Source organism: Paracoccus cavernae (genome assembly GCF_042430175.1).
GTDB lineage: Bacteria > Pseudomonadota > Alphaproteobacteria > Rhodobacterales > Rhodobacteraceae > Paracoccus > Paracoccus cavernae.
In genome coordinates this window covers 1-18,166 of record NZ_JBHMDZ010000047.1, presented here as the reverse complement: position 1 = coordinate 18,166, position 18,166 = coordinate 1, and the positions used below count along the sequence as shown (strand labels likewise).

Below are 18,166 nucleotides of genomic sequence, written 5' to 3'. Positions count from 1 at the left end.
CGCATTGCACCCAAGTGTTCGCAAATTGCGAACGCCGCATTTGCCCTGCGGAGACGGTGATACCACTCCTTATCACTTTAATACCGAACCGTATTATTCTAACTTGAGCTCAACGAAAGCCGCATCGACTGGCTGGAACCCGTAGCCCAAGAAAGAAAGAACGATGTCCATGTCACCCAAACTCGCGGCTGCAATCGCGGCCATCCTGTGGGGCTTCACCTATATCATCACCACCAGTTTCCTGCCGCCGAACCCGATGTTCAACGCGGCTTTGCGTGCCCTTGGCGGCGGCCTGCCGCTCTTGCTTCTGGCGCGGGACTTTCCGCCGCGCGAATGGTGGGGCCGCATCCTCGTGCTGGGGACGCTGAACAGCGCGCTGTTCTTTGCGCTTCTCTTTGTCGCCGCGATCCGCCTGCCGGGCGGGATGGCCGCAACCTTCCAGGCGCTCGGGCCGCTGTTCATGGTGCTTCTGGCATGGCCGGTTCTGGGAGCGATCCCCTCGAAAGCCAAGGTCGGCGCGGTTGCGCTGGGTGCGGTCGGCGTCTCGATGGTCGTGCTCAAGGGCAATGCCGCGCTTGACGCGATCGGGATTGCGGCGGCTTTGGGGGCGGCTCTGGCTGTCGCACTGGGCGGGACCTTGCTGCACAAATGGGGCCGTCCCAGCTCGATCATCAGCCTGACCGGCTGGCAAATGATCGTCGCCGGTGTCGAGCTGTCGATTGTCGCGGCCTTCCTTGGCGACATTCCGGCGACCATCACCGCCGCCAACCTGCTCGGCTTTGTGCTGATCGCCCTTGTCGTCACCGCTCTGGCCTTCGCCTTGTGGTTCTTTGCGATCCAATCGGCCGGAGCCGCCTCTGTCGCGCCGCTCTTGCTGATGACCCCGCTCACCGCTTTCGCGCTGGATGCGGTCTTCAACGGGGTTGTGCCCTCGGTGATCCAGTCGATCGGGGTTGCCGTCGTCATCGCAAGCCTGCTTTTGTCGCAACATATCGATCGCCGCGCCTTCCGCATCGCCCACCACCATGCGAAATCGGCACGGCAGGAGGCCCGCGAGCAGGCCAATGCAATGGCACGACCGGACGGACGGCAAGCCGGACCGGCCCCCGAACAGAAGGCTGAATTCAAATGAGCGCGGCGAAGACGCCCCGACAAACCGCAACCGGCAGCCCGACCTCCGCGCAAGCGGAGGGCGGGCCCCGGCTCAACACCCGCGGCCTCGCGCGGCGCGAGCTGATCGTCGAGACCGCGACCAACCTCTTTCTGGAGCGCGGCTATGATGCGGTCTCGATCGACGAGATCATCCGCGAAGTCGGCGGCTCGAAGACCAATATCTACAAGATGTTCGGCGGCAAAGAGGGGCTTTTCGTCGCCATTTTCCAAGGGCTTGGTGCGGAATTCGTGTCGCCCCTGCGCCAGCTCGATCTGGGCGACACCCCGCCCGCCATCGCGCTGGGGATCCTCGGGCGCACTCTGATGCGCCAGCTGACCGCGCCGCGCCATCTCGCTTTCCAGCGCATGGTTCTGGCCGCCTCGGGGCGTTTCCCCGAGATCCTGCGCGAATGGTATATCGCGGGGCCGCGCGCCAGCCGCAAAGTGATCGCGCAGGTTTTGCGCGATTTGCCCGACCCCGCGCGGCGCGCGCTGCTTTTCCACGATATGATCGCGACGGATGCCATCATTCGCGGGCTGATGGACAACCCTCCGGAATGGAGCGAAATCGAGGCGCGGATCGATCTGGCGGTGCGCGTCACCTGCGAGCCGCCGCAACAGGACGGGCAATCATGATCACCTTTCTCGCCTTGTTTCTCGCAGGTCTCTTCGGCGGGTTGCTGCTCGGCATGATCGGGGTCGGCATGGCCTTGGTGGCGGTGCCGGTGCTGACCTTCTCGCTGCCCCATCTCGGCGTGCCGCCGGATCTGGCGCCGACGGTGGCGCTGGCGACCTCGATGGGGATCGTGACCATCGGCTCGGTCAGCTCGGTCGTGACCCACAACCGGCTCGGCAATATCGACTGGTCGAGCTTTCGCATGATCGTGCCGTTCAGCCTGATCGGCGTGCTGGCGGGCTCGGTTCTGGTGACGCGGCTGCCCGCGGATATGCTCAAGCTGATCTTCGCGGCCTTCCTGATCTTTGTCGGGCTGAAGATGCTGCTTTCGCGCAAACAACGCGTGCAGGACCGTCCGGTATCGGCCGCGACCTACCGCGCGGCGGGGGCGGCAATCGGCTTTGCCGGTGCGTTGATCGGCGCGGGCGGCGGGGTCTTCATGGTGCCCTTCCTGTCGGGGCGCGGCTGGAAGATGGTGCGCGCCGTTGCCACCTCGGCCACGATCGGCCTGCCGGTGACGGTCGCGGGCGCGGTCTTTTACGCGCTGCGGCCGGTCGGGGGGGTGGATGCACCCATGCTCGGCACGCTCCATATCGAGGCGCTTCTGGGGATCGGTTTCGGCAGCCTGATCGGGGCGCCCTTCGGGGCGCGTCTGGCCAGCCGCGTGCCGGGGGCTCTGCTCAAACGGGGCTTTGCCGTGGTGCTCCTGATCCTTGCGGTCGGGCTGGTCCTCGGCTGACCGGACGCAACTGCGGCCGAAGCGGCGAAGAATACGGCGGGCTTTCGGGCCCGCCCTTTGCGTTCAGGCCAGCATGCGCTTCATGGTGTCGTCGCGCAGCACGCGGTGATGGAACACGGCCATGAAAATATGGCTCAGCACCAGCAGGCCCATGAGCCAGGCCAATTCGCCATGGAACATGTCGCCCAGCTCGACGGCGGCGGTCACCACGGTATCGGGCGTGCGGGGGGCGAACAGCTCGAAGCCGAAGGGAGAAAAGCCGCGCTCGCGTCCCCAGGCGCGGATCAGCGCCATCAGCGGCACGAGGAGCATCAGCGTATAGATCGCGGTATGGCCCGCAACAGCCGCCTTGGCCAAAAGCCCCGCCCCGTGCGAGGGCCGGTTGCGGCGGTTGATGAAGGCCCAAGCCAAACGCAGGACGATCAGCACGAAGAGCACCGTCCCGATGTTCAAGTGATAGCCCCCGAGAAACTGGCTCACGGGGTGTTCGCGACCCACGGCGACCTTGCTGATCATGCCGACGAACTGCCAGCCTATCAGCACGGCCATGCTCCAATGAAGGGCGCGGGTCACGGTGCCGAAACATCCTTGATTGTCCATTATCTGCATCTTTTTCATCCTTGCGGCCTCTGGTTGGAATCGGGTTAGCGGCCCCGACCGAAACAAAGACCAAACGGAAATATGCACGCGCCGCAGTGCGGCAATCCGCCGCGGGAGCACCGGAGGCGGGGATGCGGACGAAACCGGACTGGAAAAAGCGCGCGCGGAGGCACCTGCTTCGGGCCTAATGCCCGCCGCCGCCCCCGCCGCCGCCGATTGCCGGACGCTGCACGAAAAAGAGCAAAAACGCCAAGCCGAGGAAAAGCCCCGTCAAAAGCACGAAGAGATCGATCAGCGACATCACCATCGCCTGCACCGAAACCATCCGCGCCAGCGTCGCATAGGCCGCGCTTTCCGCCGCATCGCCCAGCCCCGCAAAGGCCTGAGTCAGCGTGGCAAGCGCCCCCGCGGCACTGTCGTTGGCGCCGTTCACACTTTCGGCAAGACGCGCGAAATGGACATCCTCGCGGTTCGACAGAATCGTATTGATGAGCGCAAGCCCCACCGCGCCGCCAAGATTGCGCGTCAGGTTGAACAGCCCCGAGGCGTTCTTGACCTGCTCGGGCGGCAGCATCCCCAGCGCGATATTCGAAACCGGCACCATGCACAGCATGAGCGAGATCCCCCGCAGCACCTGCGGCAGGAAGATCTCCCAATAGTCCCAGTCGTCGGTCAGGCCGGTCATCATCCATGCGCTCAGCGCGAAAAGCGCGAAGCCCACACCCATGACCAGCCGCAGATCGACCGATTGCACCAGCCGCCCCGCAATCGGCGCGGTCAGGAACATCGCGACGCCGGTGACCATCATCGTCTCGCCGATCTGGAGCGAATTGTGCCCCCGCACCCCCGAGAGATAGACCGGAAAGATATAGATCATGCCGTAAAGCCCGATCCCCAGCCCGAAGGAGAAGATGGAACCCATCGCGAAGTTGCGGTCGGTGAAGGCATCGAGCCGCACGATCGGCTCTTCGGCGGTAAAGGCGCGCCAGAAGAACAGAAAGCCGCCCAAAGTCATGATCGCGGTCATCATCACGATCGTCGGCTCGGCAAACCAGTCGTCGGCCGCGCCCTCCTCGAGGACATATTCCATCGTGCCGAGGAAAACCGCGAGGCCGAGAAAGCCCCACCAGTCGAAACGGCTGAGCAGGCTCAGATCCGGTTTGTCGAAATCGATCAGGAAGAAGGCGGCCAGGGTCACCACGATGCCGGGAACGACATTGATGAAAAACAGCCAGTGCCAGCTGAGGAATTCCGTCAGATAGCCGCCCAAAGTCGGCCCGATCGTCGGCGCCAGCGTCGCCACCAGCCCGATCAGCGGCGAGACGATATGCATCTTGGAGCGCGGGAAGATCGTATAGGCGCTGGCAAACACCATCGGGATCATCGCCCCGCCCAGAAAGCCCTGTAGCGTGCGCCACAAGATCATCTCGCCCATGGAATTGGACAGGCCGCAAAGCACGCTCATCACGGTGAAACCGCCTGCCGAGATCGTGAACAGCCAACGCGTCGACAGCATCCGCGACAGATAGCCCGACAGCGGGATCATGATGACTTCGGCGATCAGGTAGGAGGTCTGGATCCAGGGAATCTCGTCGCTCGACGCGCCGAGTCCCGCCTGGATTTCCGGCAACGAGGCCGAGACGATCTGGATGTCCAGAATTGCCATGAACATGCCCAGCACCATCAGAAGGAAGGTGACCAGCTTGCGCATGTCGAGATGTTCTTCGGCGGGCATCGCCACGGGCGGGGCAGCCGAAGGGACGCCGCCGGCGGTGGCCGCGCCCGATGTGGGGCCGGCCAAATCAGCCCCCCGTGGTGGTGGTGGCGGCCGGTTGCTCGGCCTTGCTCGTCGTAGCGGCGGGCTGTTCGCCCTGCGCTGCCGGCGCGGGCAGAAGCAGGCGGTTCTCGCCGGTGCGGGTATCGACCTCGACCACGACCGACATGCCCGGACGCAAAGGCAGGCGGTTGCGGTCGGCCTCGTCAAGCGTGATGCGGACCGGCACGCGCTGGACGACTTTGGTGAAATTGCCGGTCGCATTGCTTGAGGGCAGCAGGCTGAAAACCTGCCCCGTCCCCGCCGTCAGGCTTTCGACCGTGCCCGAAAGGCGCTCTTTCGGCCAGGCATCGACGCGGATCCCGACTTTCGCGCCGGGGTGGATATCGGCGATCTGGGTCTCTTTGAAATTCGCGCCGACATAGAGGTTCTGGACCGGAACCAGCGTGCCGAGACGGCTGCCCGCCGCCACGAAAGAGCCGACCTGGATCTGGCGCTCGGTCAGGATGCCGTCGAAAGGCGCGCGGATCGTGGTGAAGTCGAGATCGAGCTGGGCGCGCTCGACCTGCGTGCGCGCAACCCGCACGTCGAGGCGCGCGGTATCAAGCTGGGCGCGCAAGACGCCGAGCTGGGCCTGGGCCTGCGCGATCGTGGCCTTGGCGCTTTCGACTTCGGCGGCGGCGGATTTGGCATTGGCTTCGGCCGCATCCAGCGCGGCCTGCGTCCCTGCGGAATTGGTGCGCAGTTCGCGCGCGCGCTGATAGGCCTTTTGCGCGCCGTCGTTTTGCGCCTCGGCGGCGATCAGCAGTGCCTCGCCCTGACGCACGGTCGCTTCGGCCGCGACGATCTGCGCCTCGAGCTGGAGGCCCGCGCTTTTAGCGACTTCGAGGCTGTTTTGCGCGGCGGTCAAGGCGATCTCGTAATCGCGCGGATCGATGCGGGCGATGATCTGGCCACGGCTGACCGGCGCGTTGGGCGCAATCGCGATTTCGGTGATATAGCCGCTTTCGCGCGCCTGCAGCACCACGAGATCGGCCTGAAGATAGGCGTCGTCGGTGCTTTCGTGGAAGCGCCCGAAGGTGAACCAGCGGTAGCCCTCATAGGCCACGACCCCCAGAAGGATCAGCGCCACCAGCCCCAGAACCCGCTTGGCCTTGCCCGATTTCGCGGGAGGAGCCGCCGGCGCGGATGCCGGAGCCGGCCCGCCGTCGGGCGTCGCGGTTTCGGCTTGGGCTGACGAGGTCGGGGGTGTTGCCATGATCGGGGCCTTTCCTCTGCGCTACATGCCGCAACACGGGTCCAGAGGCTGGATCAGGGCATGATTCGACCCGCGCCAAAACGGCGCGACTCCTTGTCACAACCGCTATCATTGACCGAACGGTTCGGTCAATGTTAATTACCTTGAACCCGCAAAATTGCGGACCCGCCCCGCCACGGCCGACGCAGGAGCCCCGCATGAACACGACCTTTCCCCTCGGCTATCCCGCCGGTCCCCACAGGCCGAAACCGCAAGACCGCCCAAATCCCGCGTCGAAGGACGGGCAAATCAGCGACGGGCTTCCCGGGGACGGGCAGCCCGCGCCCGAAGACAATCCCAAGCGCCGCCAGATCCTCGACGGCGCGCGGCGGATGTTTCTGGCCAAAGGTTTCGAGGCCGCCTCGATGCAGGATGTCGCCCGCGCGGCCAAGGTCTCCAAAGGGACGCTCTACGTCTATTTCGACAGCAAGGAAGCGATGTTCGAAAGCCTCGTTCTGGCCGAGTGCAGCCGGATGCAGCAGGCCATCCGCGAGATCGGCAGCGGCGCGGGCGCGATCGGCGACGAGCTGCGCCGGATCGCGCGCCATGTCATCACCACCCTCATGAGCGGCGATGTCATGGCTTCGATGCGCATGATGATCGGCGCGGGCGAGAAATTTCCCGATCTCGCGCGCTACCTTTACACCTCGGGGCCGGAACGCTCGATCCAGTCGCTGGCCGATTATTTCGGCACCCGCGTCGCGCGCGGCGATCTCGTGATGCCCGATTGCCGCGAGGCCGCGAGCGAGTTTCTCGACATGATCATCGCGGGCCTGCAGCGACGCGCGCTGTTGATGATGCCGCCTCTGGCCGAAGACGAGCTCGATGCCTTCATCGCGCGCAGGGTGGCGCGTTTCCTCTCGCTTTATCCGCCGCAATCCGCAGGCGAAACCCGCTAAGGAAATGCGCGCAACCCATTGACGCAAAAGCCGCCGCGCGAGGATATCCCCGCGCGGCGGCCCTGTTTTGCGCTACCCCGATCAGGCGGCCGCGATGCGGAACTCCGCCATCATGCCGGTCTGGAGATGCGGCATATGGTGGCAATGGAGCATCCAGCGCGCCGCCTCTCCGGCATCGAGCGCGACGGTCACCGCAGCATTCGGCGGGACATAGACCGTATCGCGCAGCGCCCCCGCAAAGCGGTGGTTGTTGATCGCGACGACCTGGAAAACATGGCCGTGCAGATGCATCGGATGGCCCATCATCGACATGTTGTGAAAGGTCAGCTCGACCCTTTCGCCGGTGATGGCGGGCACGGGGTGATGCTCGCCCCAGACCGCGCCGTCGATCGTCCAGCGATAGGGCGACATCGAGCCGCCGAGCATGATCATCTGCGCGCGCTGGACCGCGCGCGCGGCCAGAGGCGCAGCGGCGGCAAGGCCCGCTTCCTGCTTGAGGTCGATGTCGAAAGCCGGTGCCTCGGTCTCGGCCAGAAGGTCGATCTTCGCGACCTGCGCACCGGGATTGGCGAGAATGATGCCGGTCTGCTCGCGCGCGCCTTCACGCAAGGCGAGGATCGGCCAAGCGCCGGTTTCGGCCGGAAGATCGATCTCGAGATCGAGGCGCTGCCCCATCGCCACGCCGAAGCGCGTCCCCGAAACCGGCACGATCTCGTGGCCGTCGACAGCCACCAGTCGCGCGGGTGCGCGGCCGGTCTCGATGAAAAAGACGGTGGCGGCGGCACCATTGATCACGCGCAGACGGATGCGCCCTCCGCGCTCGACGGTAACGACCTCCGGGTCGGAGAGAATGCGGTCGTTGGCGAGATAGGCGTCCCAGTTATAGTCGTTGAGATCCATCTCCATGCCCGACATATCCATGCCGCCCATATCCATGCCCGACATGTCCATGTTGCCGTGGCCCATCGCGGCGTGGTCCATGCCCGACATCGCCGTTCCGGCCATTCCGCCCGAAACCGCGCCCGAAGCCGCCCCATGCCCCATCGCGGAATGATCCATCCCCGTTTGCGCCTCGGGCGCTGTGGCGGTCGTCGCGCCGGTCATCGCCCCGTGGTTCATCGCCCCGTGATCCATCGACCCGTGATCCATTCCGCCCTGACCGGAGGCAGGCGGGGCTTCGGCCCCATGCGAGCCGCCATGGCCTTCAAGGATCGTCGCCATGATCTCCTCGGGCGTGCTGAACGAGAAATCATGGAGGAACATCACCACCTCCTGCCGGTCGGCGGCGACATCCTCGGGGCGGCGCACGATCAGGGGCGCGGCCAGAAGCTGCATCTCCTGCATCGGAATATGGCTGTGCATCCAATGCGTACCGGGCTGCGGCGCGAAGTCATAGCTGCGCATCTCCCCCGGTGCGAGGACCGGCGCAGGCAGATCCGGCACGCCGTCCTGCGCATTGGGCGGGATCTGGCCATGCCAATGGATCAGCGTGCCGACATCGAGCTTGTTCGTCAGATCGACGCGGAAGCGCTGGCCGGGATCGAGGACCAGCCCCTGACCCGAGGGGCCGGAGAGCCCGTAGACGGTGGCGGCACGCCCGCCGATATCAAGCGTGCGGCTTTGCGCGGAAAGCGCAATCGCTGGGGAACCTTGGGCGAAGCCGCGCAAAGGCATCTGGCCGGCCGCAAAGGCGGCGGCGGTTGCGGTCATGAAACCGCGACGGGAAAATCTGGTCATAAGACCTCCTCGGGGCAAAGCCCCCTTTGAAAATCAAACATTGCGGCACCAAAGCGGCCGCCGGACGTCAAAGGGTGGCCGCGATCGGCGGGCGCTGGTCGACGGGAGGTGCGCCCGCAAGCGGCAAAGCGGGGCTTTGGCGCAAATAGGGCTCGCGACGCGCATCGCCGAGCCCCGCAATCCGCCCCGCAAAGGGCAAGGCGCCAAGGCCGGTGCAGACGAAACCGCACAGCGCCGAGGCCGAAAGGCAACCCGCCCCAGTGGCGCTTCCGCCTTCGCAGGATGCAACTGTCGCGCCGTGATGGAGGCTCTGGTCTGCGGAATTTTCGGGCGCATGAGCTGCCCCGTGATGCGCGGCGGCGGGCTGCGGAACGGCCTGATGCGCACCGTGATGTGTGTCGCTTGCAAGCATGGCGCTGCCGTGCACCTGCGCCGCGAAGAGGGCGAGGGTCAGGGCGACCAGCGTCAGCATGGTCATGGCGAGGGCAGGCATCCGGCGCAGCATGGTGCAAGGATAAGGCCTCGCGGTCCGACTGTCATCGCCCCGCGCGCGCCCCTCACGCGAGCGTCATCGCGCAAGGGCAGAATTGTGCCGATCCGGCGCGGAAAACCTTTCCGAACCAAAGACGGCCGCATCTGTCGCGCCGGTCGAAACCGCGCTAGGAACAGGCACCGCCCCAGCGATGAAGGTCGATATGCCCGCGCCCGATATGCCTGCCACCGATACGGCCTCCCCAGCAGTGCCCGCACCCGGTATTTTCTGGCTCACGCGCGACTTCCGCTTCGACGACAACCCCGCCCTGCTCGCCGCTTTGGCCGAGGGGCCCTTGGCCGTGCATTTCTTCCTCGACCGGCTGACGTTGGCGCAGGGCGCGGCCAGCCGTTGGCGGCTCGAGCGGGCTTTGCGGGCCTTTGACGCCGAGCTGCGCCGCAGGACCGGCGGGACCGGCATCACGCTGTGGCAAGGCGAGCCCGAGGCCGTTTTTCCCGCGCTCCTGCAGTCGGCGGGCGCGCGCAGCATCCACCAATCCGACTGGCCCGCCCCCGAGATGCGCGCGCTTCAGACCCGCGTGCGCAACGCCGTGCAGAGAGTCGGGGGCGAGCTTGTGCTGCATGCGGGCCATCTCCTTGTCCATCCGCGCCTTTTGCGGACGCAGCAGGGCGCGGGTTTCAAGGTCTATACCCCCTTCGCCCGCGCGCTCCGCCGCATCGGCCCCGACCGCCCCGCGCCCGATGCGCCGCAAAGGATCACCGCGCAGGCTTGCGCTTTTGCCCCCGCTCCCGCCGCCGGCATCCCCGCCCCCTTGCCCGCAATCCCCGATCTCGCCCCAGATCTGCACCGCGGCCGCGCGGCGCTTGAAACCTTCGCTTTGCCCGCCGGAGAGGCCGCGGCCCATGCCCGCTTCGGGGCCTTTCTCGATCAAGCCGCAGGCTATGGCGATCTGCGCGACCGCCCCGATCTTGAGGCGACCTCGGGCCTCTCGGAGCATCTCGCGCTCGGCGAGATCAGCCCGCGCCGGATCTGGGCCCGCGCCCGCCTTGCCGCCGAGGCCGATCCCGCCCGCGCCGCGGGGATCGGGAGCTTCCTGTCCGAGGTGATCTGGCGCGAATTCGCATGGCATCTCCTGATCGAGAGCCCCGATCTCGCGACCCGCTGCTGGCGCCCCGAATGGGAGGCCTTTCCCTGGCGCGAGACCCCCCGCGATCTGGCCGACTGGCGGCAGGCCCGAACCGGTGTCGCGCTGGTCGATGCCGGTCTGCGCGAGATGTGGCTGAGCGGGCGGATGCACAACCGTGTGCGCATGGTTGTCGCAAGCTGGCTGACAAAACATCTGCTGATCGACTGGCGCGCGGGCCTTGCCCATTTCGCCGATTGTCTGACCGATTGGGATCCCGCCGCCAATGCGATGAACTGGCAATGGGTCGCGGGCTGCGGCCCCGATGCCTCGCCTTTCTTCCGGATTTTCAACCCCGAAAAGCAGGCGCGCCAGTTCGACCCCGAGGGACGCTACCGCGCACGCTGGCTGGAAGGTTACGGCTTGCCCGCCCCCGACGGCCCCGAGGCCCGCGCCTATCGCGAGGCGATCCCGCGCGCATGGCTCGAACGCGACCCCCGCGACCCCGCGACGGCCGCCGTCGCCGGTTGGCAGGGTCAGGAGACGGGCCAAGGCGCGGCGGCTTTGGCCGGGCATCTCGCCCAAGGCCGCGCCCGCGCGCTGGCCGCTTACGAGGCTTTCCGCGAGCGGCCCTCGCAGGCCCAAGACCGCCCGTGATCCGCCCGACTGTCTTTGAAACCACATCTTTTCGTGAAAGATTGCGGGCAGACGAGCGACACCAGAATGAGCCGTGAATGCACATCGCCACCCCCTTTCCCCGCAGCTCGCCGTTGTGCGCGGAGCCGCTTGCCGCGCCTCGGCCCAAGCCCGAAGCACCGGATGCGCGCATTCTGGCCCGGTTGTCGCGCCGCAATGTCGACGTGGTGCCAAAGGGCGCCGGCCCCGAGAGAAGCCCCGCAACCATCTGAACTTATTGACATCAATGACGCGCGCCCCAAGCTGACAGCAGCGCGGCCCCGACCGGAAGACAGACAGCCCATGCCGGAAGCAACGCCGATCCCGCCCCGCAATCCACCCGCTCCGCCGCGCGGTTCGGTGGCCGAGGTTTTCTCGGTTTTCCTCAAACTCGGACTCACGAGTTTTGGAGGGCCGGTCGCCCATCTGGGCTATTTCCGCGCCGAGCTGGTCGAGAAACGCGGCTGGCTCGACGATCGCGCCTATGCCGATCTGGTCGCGCTCTGCCAGTTCCTGCCCGGCCCCGCCTCGAGCCAGACCGGCTTTGCCTTGGGGCTGATGCGGGCGGGATGGCTGGGGGCGCTGGCGGCTTTCGCGGCCTTCACCCTGCCCTCGGCGCTGGTGATGGTGGCACTGGCTTTGGGCGCGGCGCGGATTGCGGGGCCGGTGGGGAGCGGCGCGATCCACGGGCTCAAGATCGTGGCGGTGGCGATCGTCGCGCAGGCCGTCTGGGGCATGGCGCGCAGTCTGACGCCCGACCGCGAGCGCGCGCTGATCGCGCTGGCCGCCGTCGCGATGATCGCTTTCGCGCCGGGGGCATGGGGCATGATCGGCGCGATCCTTCTGGGCGGCGCGCTTGGCTATATGCGCGGACCCTTCGGGGAGCCGATGCCCCCCGAGGCGGGCCGCATGGCCTTGGCCTTTCCCGTTTCCCGTCGCGCGGGCCTGGGCGCTTTGGCCGGTTTCGGCGCGCTTTTGCTGGCGCTTCCGCTGCTTGCGCCTCTTGCGCAGGGATGGGCCTTGTTCGACGCCTTTTACCGCGCGGGCGCGCTGGTTTTTGGTGGCGGCCATGTCGTCTTGCCGCTTTTGCAGGCCGAAACCGTCGCGCGCGGCTGGATCACCCCCGAGAGCTTTCTTGCGGGCTATGGCGCGGCCCAAGCCATGCCGGGCCCGCTTTTCACCTTTGCCGCCTATCTGGGCGCGGCGCTTGTGCCCGCGCCCCACGGCATAGCCGGCGCGGCAATCGCGCTGGTTGCGGTGTTTCTGCCGGGCTTTCTCCTGCTGACCGCGGCCCTGCCCTTCTGGCAGGATCTGCGCAGAACCCCTGCCGCGCAGGCCGTGATGCAGGGGGCGAATGCGGCGGTGGTCGGGATCCTCGGCGCGGCGCTTTATACGCCGGTGGCGACAAGCGCCTTGGGCGATCTGCGCGATTTCGCGCTGGCGCTCGCCTGCTTCCTGTTGCTGGTGCAATGGAAGGCCGCGCCTTGGGTCGTGGTCCTTGTCGGCGCGGGCGGCGGCATCCTGCTCGGTCTTCCGGCCTGAGCGGTCCCGGGCAGCCGCGCCGCAGCTAGATCCGCGCCGCAAACCACGCGGCGGCGTGATCCGCGAACCGGCGCGCGATGCCGCCTGCATGGACTCCCTCGCGCGAGGCGAGCACGACATTGAGGGGCCGCAGCGGATCGGTGAGCGCGATGGTGCGGACCGCGCCGCCGTCATAGGTCTGGTCCGAAGGCGGGCGCATCACCAAAAGCGTGAAGCCGAAGCCCGCCGCAACCGCGCTGCGCACCGATTCCATCGAGGTCGAGGCATAGGCCACCGGCGGGGCGATCCCGCCCTCGGCCAGAAGATCCTGAAAATAGCTGCTGCTGCCGGGTGCGTCGAAAAGCACATAGGGCTCCTGCGCCAGATCGCGGAGAGAGACCGCCTCGCGGCCCGCCAGCGGATGGTCGCGCGCCACGACGACCATCGGGCGCAAGGCGGCCAGCGGCTGGAAAACCAGCCCCTGCGCATCCGCGCCCTGATCATAGGTCAGCGCGAAGTCGAGTTTGCGCTCGCGCAGGCGCTCGGCCAAAGCCGACAGCGAGGCCTCTTGCGGATGCAGGCGAACCTCGGGCGCGATGGCGCGGAAACTGCGGATCAGCCCCGCCGCGTAAAAGGGCGCGAGCGTCCAGAAAATCCCCAGCCGGATCTCGCCGCGCAGTCCCGAGGCCAGAGCCGTCGCCTCGCGTTCGACCTGCATGGCGCGGGCCTCGAGCGCCTCGACCTCGGCCAGAAACAGCCGCCCCTGCATGGTCAGGGTCAGGCCGCGGGCGTGGTGGCGCTCGAAAAGGGCCATGCCGGTCACATCCTCGAGCTTCTCGATGGCCTGCGCGACCGAGGGCTGCGAGATATTGAGAACCCGCGCCGCCTGCGCGATCCCGCCCTGTTCGGCGACCGCGCGGAAATAGGCACATTGGCGGAGGGTGAACCTGACCATATTTTACCTTCTTAATTCTTAGGTTATTTGAATTTTGATATTTCTTGGCGCTCGGTCAAGCTGGTTCCAACAGAAGTGCTGCCGAAGCGCCGCCCCGCGCATCCGGCCCGCCCAGCCAAGGAGACAGCAATGTCACAAGCCAGCCCCCTCGCCGAACTGCTTGCCGCCGCCGCCCGCCCGATGGTCGATGCCCGCGCCATGCCGCCTTCGGTCTATACCAGCACCGATTTTCTCGATCTCGAACTTTCCGAGATTTTCGGCAAGGAATGGGTCTGCGTCGGCCATGCGAGCGGCCTGCCCAATGTCGGCGATTACCTGACCTTCGATCTGGCCGGACAGCCCATCGTCGTGATCCGCGACCGCGAGCAGGGCATCCGCGCCTTTTCCAACGTCTGCCTGCACCGCATGTCGACGCTGGTCGAAGGCACGGGCAACAAGCGCGTCCTCGTCTGCCCCTATCACGCCTGGACCTACGGGCTGGACGGCCAGCTGCGCGGCGCGCCCTTCATGGCAGAGACGACGGGTTTCTGTAAGGAAAACTACAAGCTGCCCGCCATCCGCTGCGAGGAATGGAAGGGCTGGATCTATGTCACCCTCGACAACGACCGCCCGAGCCTTGCCTCGGGGCTGGGCGAGCTTGACGCGATGATCGCGCCCTACGAGGTTGAAAACTATCAGGAATGCTTCCGCGAGACCCATGTCTGGGACACGAACTGGAAGGTTCTGGCCGAGAATTTCATGGAGAGCTACCACCTGCCGGTCTGCCATGCCGATACCGTCGGCGGCCATTCCAAGCTGGAGGAAATGGACTGCCCCCCCGGCCTCAAGGCCTTCAACTATCACTGGATCACCAAAGAGGCGTCCCTGCCGATGGGCAACGCCCATCCCGACAACACCCGCCTGACCGGCCATTGGCGCAAAACCACCGCGCTGATCACGCTTTACCCCAGCCATCTGATCACGCTGACGCCGGGCTATTTCTGGTATCTCTCGCTCCATCCCAAAGGGCCGGGTCAGGTCGCGATCACCTTTGGCGGCGGCCTCTCGCCGGAATTCATGGCCGATCCCAAGGCCGGTGAATTTGTTGCCACGCTCAAGACCCTGCTCGACGAGGTGAACCTCGAAGATCGCGGCTGCACCGAGAAAGTCTATCGCGGGCTGAGCGCCGACAAGGCCGTGCCGGGCCATCTGTCCTATCTCGAACGCCCGATTTACGACTTCATGCAATATATCGCGGAACGCACCGCCGGTTTCGAGCGCAGCTTCGCGCAGGCGGCCGAATGAGTGCAGCAGGCGCAAGGCCGTGCAGCGGGGCGCGGGCCGGATGGTGAGGATCATCTGGCGCGAAGCCTCGGGGCGCGAGATAGCGGCGGATGTCGCCCCCGGCACCACCCTCATGCGCGCCGCGCTCGAGCAGGGGGTGGGCGGGATCCGCGGCGAATGCGGCGGCAATCTCGCCTGTGCGACTTGCCACGTCCTGCCCGATCCGGCATGGATCGCACGGCTCGGCCCGCCCTCCGCCCCCGAGGACGACCTGCTCGATTTCCTCGACGACGAGCGGCGGCCCGAAAGCCGTCTGAGCTGCCAGATCACCGCCTCGGAGGCGCTCGACGGGCTGATCCTGACCGTCCCCGCGCCGTGATCCCCCTTTGGCCGGACCTTGCCGGCGAACGCCGCCCCTTCGTGCAGGGGGCGGCGCCTCCCGCGTTTTCCGTCTGCCCGAAACGGCGGCTTTTGCCGCTTCATCGGGCAAGGCGCGATCATCGGGCTTCCCGAGGCACAGATTAGGCTGAACCGAAGCAGGCCGACGGAAATCTTTAATTTACCTGAAATTCGCCGCTCCCGATGATCACCCATCAACCTCTTTCAAGCGTCGTCACAGCGAGAAGCCACCGGATGAACAGCCAGACCCTAGCCCCGCAGACGAGCACCGCACGTTTGATCGCCGATTCCCCTGTCACGTCCGGACCCGCGCCCGTTGCCGATCCCTATGTCGTCTTCGACCGCGTGCAGAAGAGCTACGACGGCCAGTCGCTGGTGGTGAAGGATCTGAACCTGACGATCGGCAAGGGCGAGTTTCTGACCATGCTCGGGCCTTCGGGTTCGGGCAAAACCACCTGCCTGATGATGCTGGCGGGCTTCGAGACCGCAACCTCGGGCGAGATCCGCCTCGACGGCAAAAACATCAACGACGTGCCGCCCCACAAGCGCGGGATCGGCATGGTCTTCCAGAATTACGCGCTGTTTCCCCATATGACGATCGGCGAGAATCTGGCCTTCCCGCTTGAGGTGCGCGCTCTGGGAAAATCCGAGCGCGAGGAAAAGATCTCCCGCGCCCTCGACATGGTGCAGATGGGGCAGTTCCGCAACCGCCGCCCCTCGCAGCTGTCGGGCGGCCAGCAGCAGCGTATCGCGCTTGCCCGCGCGCTGGTTTTCGACCCCAAGCTGGTCCTGATGGACGAGCCGCTCGGCGCGCTCGACAAGCAGTTGCGCGAACATATGCAGTTCGAAATCAAGGCTTTGCACGACCGTCTCGGCATTACGGTGGTCTATGTCACCCATGATCAGGGTGAAGCTTTGACCATGTCGGACCGCGTCGCGGTCTTCAACGACGGGCGAATCCAGCAGCTCGCCCCGCCCGCCGAGCTCTACGAGCGGCCCCACAACAGCTTCGTCGCGGGCTTCATCGGCGAGAACAACAAGCTGCCCGGCCGGATTGAAAGGCTCGAGAACGGCAAAGCGCTCGTGCGGCTCGCGACCGGCGAGCTGATCGACGCCACCGCCGTCAACATCCGCGAAAAGGGTCAGGAGACGCTGGTCTCGATCCGCCCCGAACGCGTCGAATTCAAGCCCGAGATGATGCCGCGCGACGCCCACCGCATCAGCGCGACCGTGCGCGATGTCGTCTATATGGGCGATATCCTGCGTGCGCGGCTCTGCGTCGCCGGATCGGATGATTTCGTCATGAAATACCGCAATACGCTTGGCCAGCGCCGCCTGACGGCAGGCGAGACGATCGAGATCGGCTGGCACCCCGAAGATGCCCGCGCGCTGGATCCGGTCTGAGCCTCTCCGACACCGACACCGGACCCGCCGCACGACCGCATGACCCCACAAGGCAACCACAAAAACCAAGACAGGGAACACGGACATGAAGAAGCTTCTTTTGCAAGCCAGCGCCCTTTGCGCATTGACCTATCCGGCCCATGCCGAATTGACCGTCATGAGCTGGGGTGGTGCCTACGAGCGCGCACAGGTCGAGGCCTATAACAAGCCTTTCACCGCCGAGACCGGCATTGCGGTCAAGATGATCTCCTCGGACAACCCCGCCGCGCCGATCAAATCCATGGTCGATGCGGGCAATGTCACCGTCGATGTCGCCGATCTCGAATTCACCGATGCGGTGCGGCTTTGCGACGAAGGCGTGCTCGAGGAAATCGACCCCGCCTCGCTGCCCGCAGCCCCCGACGGCACGCCCGCCGTCGACGATTTCCTGCCCGAGGCCGTGACCGATTGCGCGATTGCCTCGATGGTTTTCGCGACCGTCTACGGCTATGACACCACGAAATTCCCCGATGCCAAGCCCGCGACGATTGCCGATCTTTTCGATACGGCGAAATTCCCGGGCAAGCGCGGCCTGCGCAAAGGTGCCAAGATCAACCTCGAACTGGCGCTGATGGCTGACGGCGTGCCGGCGGCCGAAGTCTACGAGACGCTGGCCACCCCCGAAGGCGTCGACCGCGCTTTCGCCAAGCTCGACCAGATCAAATCCGATATCGTCTGGTGGGAAGCGGGCGCGCAGCCGCCCCAGCTTCTGGCCGATGGCGAGGTGGTGATGTCGACCGGCTACAACGGGCGGCTCTTCTCGGCGATGGTTTCCGAGGGCAAGCCCTTTGCCATCGTCTGGGACGGCCAGGTGCAGGAATACGACCTCTTCGCCGTTCCGAAAGGCGCGCCGAACAAGGACGAGGCGCTGGAATACATCAAATTCGCCACCAGCACCAAGCCGCTTGCCGACCAGAGCAAATGGATCGCCTACGGCCCGCCGCGCCGCTCCTCGCAGTCGCTCGTCGGCCTGTTCGAGGACGGCAAGACCGAAATGGCCCCGCATATGCCGACCAATCCGGCCAATATGGGGAATGCCCTCGTGTCGTCCTATGACTACTGGGTCGACCACGAAACCGAGATGACCGAGCGTTTCAACGTCTGGCTCTCGAAGTAAGCACACCCTCCCCGCCTGCGCTTTGCCGCGCGGGCGGGGCTCTTGCCCGACCGCTCACCCGCCCATCCGCCGGCCCCTGCGCCCGTGCCGCGGCCCGAACGGCCGGTTCCGGCCTCTCCGCCCCACCCGTCACGACACCCCAATTGACGCGAAACAGGCCGGATCAGAACGGGCCTGCGGCAGCGAAATCCGGCGGCGACACCCGCCGCCCCTGCCCCCGCGCGTCCCCGAGAATGAAGGAAAGCTATGGCCCATGCGCTTGATCCCCATGCGGAGTCCGCCTCGTCCGGCGGGCCGCTCCGC

At 66.1% G+C, this 18,166-nt stretch carries 17 protein-coding genes; 11 read left to right on the top strand and 6 right to left on the bottom strand.

What is annotated here, in order from left to right; all coding sequences use genetic code 11:
• Positions 1-163 precede the first annotated feature (163 nt).
• Genes ACFFUC_RS16095 through ACFFUC_RS16085 form a run of 3 tightly spaced genes read left to right on the top strand, consistent with a single transcriptional unit; the run spans position 164 to position 2,567 of the window.
• Complete coding sequence (locus ACFFUC_RS16095; RefSeq protein WP_377687871.1) at positions 164-1,132, top strand: DMT family transporter; 969 nt, start codon at positions 164-166, stop codon at positions 1,130-1,132.
• Complete coding sequence (locus ACFFUC_RS16090) at positions 1,129-1,788, top strand: TetR/AcrR family transcriptional regulator (protein ID WP_377687870.1); 660 nt, start codon at positions 1,129-1,131, stop codon at positions 1,786-1,788. The genes ACFFUC_RS16095 and ACFFUC_RS16090 overlap by 4 nt, the downstream gene beginning before the upstream one ends.
• Positions 1,785-2,567 carry a sulfite exporter TauE/SafE family protein gene (locus ACFFUC_RS16085; RefSeq protein ID WP_377687869.1) on the top strand — a complete coding sequence of 261 codons (783 nt, stop codon included), beginning with the start codon at positions 1,785-1,787 and terminating at the stop codon, positions 2,565-2,567. Before ACFFUC_RS16090 ends, ACFFUC_RS16085 begins: the two co-directional genes overlap by 4 nt.
• A gap of 63 nt (positions 2,568-2,630) precedes the next feature.
• Here ACFFUC_RS16085 and ACFFUC_RS16080 read toward each other — a convergent pair whose 3' ends face one another.
• The 3 genes from ACFFUC_RS16080 to ACFFUC_RS16070 form a co-directional block, all read right to left on the bottom strand.
• Positions 2,631-3,167, bottom strand: coding sequence for a cytochrome b (locus ACFFUC_RS16080; RefSeq protein ID WP_377687868.1), 537 nt, complete (start codon positions 3,165-3,167; stop codon positions 2,631-2,633).
• Positions 3,168-3,351: 184 nt separating this feature from the next.
• Positions 3,352-4,968, bottom strand: a complete 1,617-nt coding sequence (locus ACFFUC_RS16075; protein WP_377687866.1) for a DHA2 family efflux MFS transporter permease subunit — start codon at positions 4,966-4,968, stop codon at positions 3,352-3,354.
• A 1-nt stretch (position 4,969) separates the two neighbouring features.
• Positions 4,970-6,199 (bottom strand): HlyD family secretion protein, encoded by a 1,230-nt coding sequence (locus ACFFUC_RS16070; protein ID WP_377687865.1) that lies wholly within the window; start codon positions 6,197-6,199, stop codon positions 4,970-4,972.
• A gap of 197 nt (positions 6,200-6,396) precedes the next feature.
• On the opposite strand from ACFFUC_RS16070, the gene ACFFUC_RS16065 reads away from it, so the two are divergent.
• On the top strand, positions 6,397-7,137 hold the full coding sequence (locus ACFFUC_RS16065) for a TetR/AcrR family transcriptional regulator (RefSeq protein ID WP_377687864.1): 741 nt from the start codon (positions 6,397-6,399) through the stop codon (positions 7,135-7,137).
• A gap of 81 nt (positions 7,138-7,218) precedes the next feature.
• On the opposite strand, the gene ACFFUC_RS16060 is transcribed toward ACFFUC_RS16065, so the two are convergent.
• Both ACFFUC_RS16060 and ACFFUC_RS16055 read right to left on the bottom strand, forming a co-directional pair.
• The gene (locus tag ACFFUC_RS16060) at positions 7,219-8,874 is read right to left on the bottom strand and encodes a multicopper oxidase family protein (RefSeq protein WP_377687863.1); all 1,656 of its coding nucleotides are present in this window, start codon (positions 8,872-8,874) and stop codon (positions 7,219-7,221) included.
• Between the two features lie 67 nt (positions 8,875-8,941).
• Positions 8,942-9,367 (bottom strand): hypothetical protein, encoded by a 426-nt coding sequence (locus ACFFUC_RS16055; protein WP_377687861.1) that lies wholly within the window; start codon positions 9,365-9,367, stop codon positions 8,942-8,944.
• A gap of 190 nt (positions 9,368-9,557) precedes the next feature.
• Between ACFFUC_RS16055 and ACFFUC_RS16050 the strand changes: the two genes are divergently transcribed.
• The 3 genes from ACFFUC_RS16050 to chrA all read left to right on the top strand — a co-directional run bounded on the left by ACFFUC_RS16050 (position 9,558) and on the right by chrA (position 12,707).
• Positions 9,558-11,147 (top strand): cryptochrome/photolyase family protein, encoded by a 1,590-nt coding sequence (locus tag ACFFUC_RS16050; RefSeq protein WP_377687860.1) that lies wholly within the window; start codon positions 9,558-9,560, stop codon positions 11,145-11,147.
• A gap of 77 nt (positions 11,148-11,224) precedes the next feature.
• The gene (locus ACFFUC_RS16045; RefSeq protein ID WP_377687859.1) at positions 11,225-11,398 is read left to right on the top strand and encodes a hypothetical protein; all 174 of its coding nucleotides are present in this window, start codon (positions 11,225-11,227) and stop codon (positions 11,396-11,398) included.
• 70 nt (positions 11,399-11,468) lie between these two features.
• Entirely contained in the window at positions 11,469-12,707 is a 1,239-nt protein-coding gene (chrA, locus tag ACFFUC_RS16040) for a chromate efflux transporter (protein ID WP_377687858.1), read from the top strand.
• Between the two features lie 25 nt (positions 12,708-12,732).
• Here chrA and ACFFUC_RS16035 read toward each other — a convergent pair whose 3' ends face one another.
• Entirely contained in the window at positions 12,733-13,641 is a 909-nt protein-coding gene (locus tag ACFFUC_RS16035) for a LysR family transcriptional regulator (RefSeq protein WP_377687857.1), read from the bottom strand.
• 129 nt (positions 13,642-13,770) lie between these two features.
• On the opposite strand from ACFFUC_RS16035, the gene ACFFUC_RS16030 reads away from it, so the two are divergent.
• The 4 genes from ACFFUC_RS16030 (at position 13,771) to ACFFUC_RS16015 (ending at position 17,863) form a co-directional block, all read left to right on the top strand.
• Positions 13,771-14,925, top strand: a complete 1,155-nt coding sequence (locus ACFFUC_RS16030; RefSeq protein WP_377687856.1) for an aromatic ring-hydroxylating oxygenase subunit alpha — start codon at positions 13,771-13,773, stop codon at positions 14,923-14,925.
• A 40-nt stretch (positions 14,926-14,965) separates the two neighbouring features.
• Positions 14,966-15,283, top strand: a complete 318-nt coding sequence (locus tag ACFFUC_RS16025) for a 2Fe-2S iron-sulfur cluster-binding protein (RefSeq protein WP_377687855.1) — start codon at positions 14,966-14,968, stop codon at positions 15,281-15,283.
• A gap of 254 nt (positions 15,284-15,537) precedes the next feature.
• Positions 15,538-16,707 (top strand): ABC transporter ATP-binding protein, encoded by a 1,170-nt coding sequence (locus ACFFUC_RS16020; protein ID WP_377687854.1) that lies wholly within the window; start codon positions 15,538-15,540, stop codon positions 16,705-16,707.
• An 85-nt stretch (positions 16,708-16,792) separates the two neighbouring features.
• Entirely contained in the window at positions 16,793-17,863 is a 1,071-nt protein-coding gene (locus tag ACFFUC_RS16015) for an ABC transporter substrate-binding protein (protein ID WP_377687853.1), read from the top strand.
• Positions 17,864-18,166 lie beyond the last annotated feature (303 nt).

Coding starts and splice junctions, on each gene's coding strand:
- ACFFUC_RS16095 (WP_377687871.1), top strand. CDS start 164: ATGTCCATGTCACCCAAACTCGCGGCTGCAATCGCGGCCATCCTGTGG.
- ACFFUC_RS16090 (WP_377687870.1), top strand. CDS start 1,129: ATGAGCGCGGCGAAGACGCCCCGACAAACCGCAACCGGCAGCCCGACC.
- ACFFUC_RS16085 (WP_377687869.1), top strand. CDS start 1,785: ATGATCACCTTTCTCGCCTTGTTTCTCGCAGGTCTCTTCGGCGGGTTG.
- ACFFUC_RS16080 (WP_377687868.1), bottom strand. CDS start 3,167: ATGGACAATCAAGGATGTTTCGGCACCGTGACCCGCGCCCTTCATTGG.
- ACFFUC_RS16070 (WP_377687865.1), bottom strand. CDS start 6,199: ATGGCAACACCCCCGACCTCGTCAGCCCAAGCCGAAACCGCGACGCCC.
- ACFFUC_RS16065 (WP_377687864.1), top strand. CDS start 6,397: ATGAACACGACCTTTCCCCTCGGCTATCCCGCCGGTCCCCACAGGCCG.
- ACFFUC_RS16060 (WP_377687863.1), bottom strand. CDS start 8,874: ATGACCAGATTTTCCCGTCGCGGTTTCATGACCGCAACCGCCGCCGCC.
- ACFFUC_RS16055 (WP_377687861.1), bottom strand. CDS start 9,367: ATGCCTGCCCTCGCCATGACCATGCTGACGCTGGTCGCCCTGACCCTC.
- ACFFUC_RS16050 (WP_377687860.1), top strand. CDS start 9,558: ATGAAGGTCGATATGCCCGCGCCCGATATGCCTGCCACCGATACGGCC.
- ACFFUC_RS16045 (WP_377687859.1), top strand. CDS start 11,225: ATGCACATCGCCACCCCCTTTCCCCGCAGCTCGCCGTTGTGCGCGGAG.
- chrA (WP_377687858.1), top strand. CDS start 11,469: ATGCCGGAAGCAACGCCGATCCCGCCCCGCAATCCACCCGCTCCGCCG.
- ACFFUC_RS16035 (WP_377687857.1), bottom strand. CDS start 13,641: ATGGTCAGGTTCACCCTCCGCCAATGTGCCTATTTCCGCGCGGTCGCC.
- ACFFUC_RS16030 (WP_377687856.1), top strand. CDS start 13,771: ATGTCACAAGCCAGCCCCCTCGCCGAACTGCTTGCCGCCGCCGCCCGC.
- ACFFUC_RS16025 (WP_377687855.1), top strand. CDS start 14,966: ATGGTGAGGATCATCTGGCGCGAAGCCTCGGGGCGCGAGATAGCGGCG.
- ACFFUC_RS16020 (WP_377687854.1), top strand. CDS start 15,538: ATGAACAGCCAGACCCTAGCCCCGCAGACGAGCACCGCACGTTTGATC.
- ACFFUC_RS16015 (WP_377687853.1), top strand. CDS start 16,793: ATGAAGAAGCTTCTTTTGCAAGCCAGCGCCCTTTGCGCATTGACCTAT.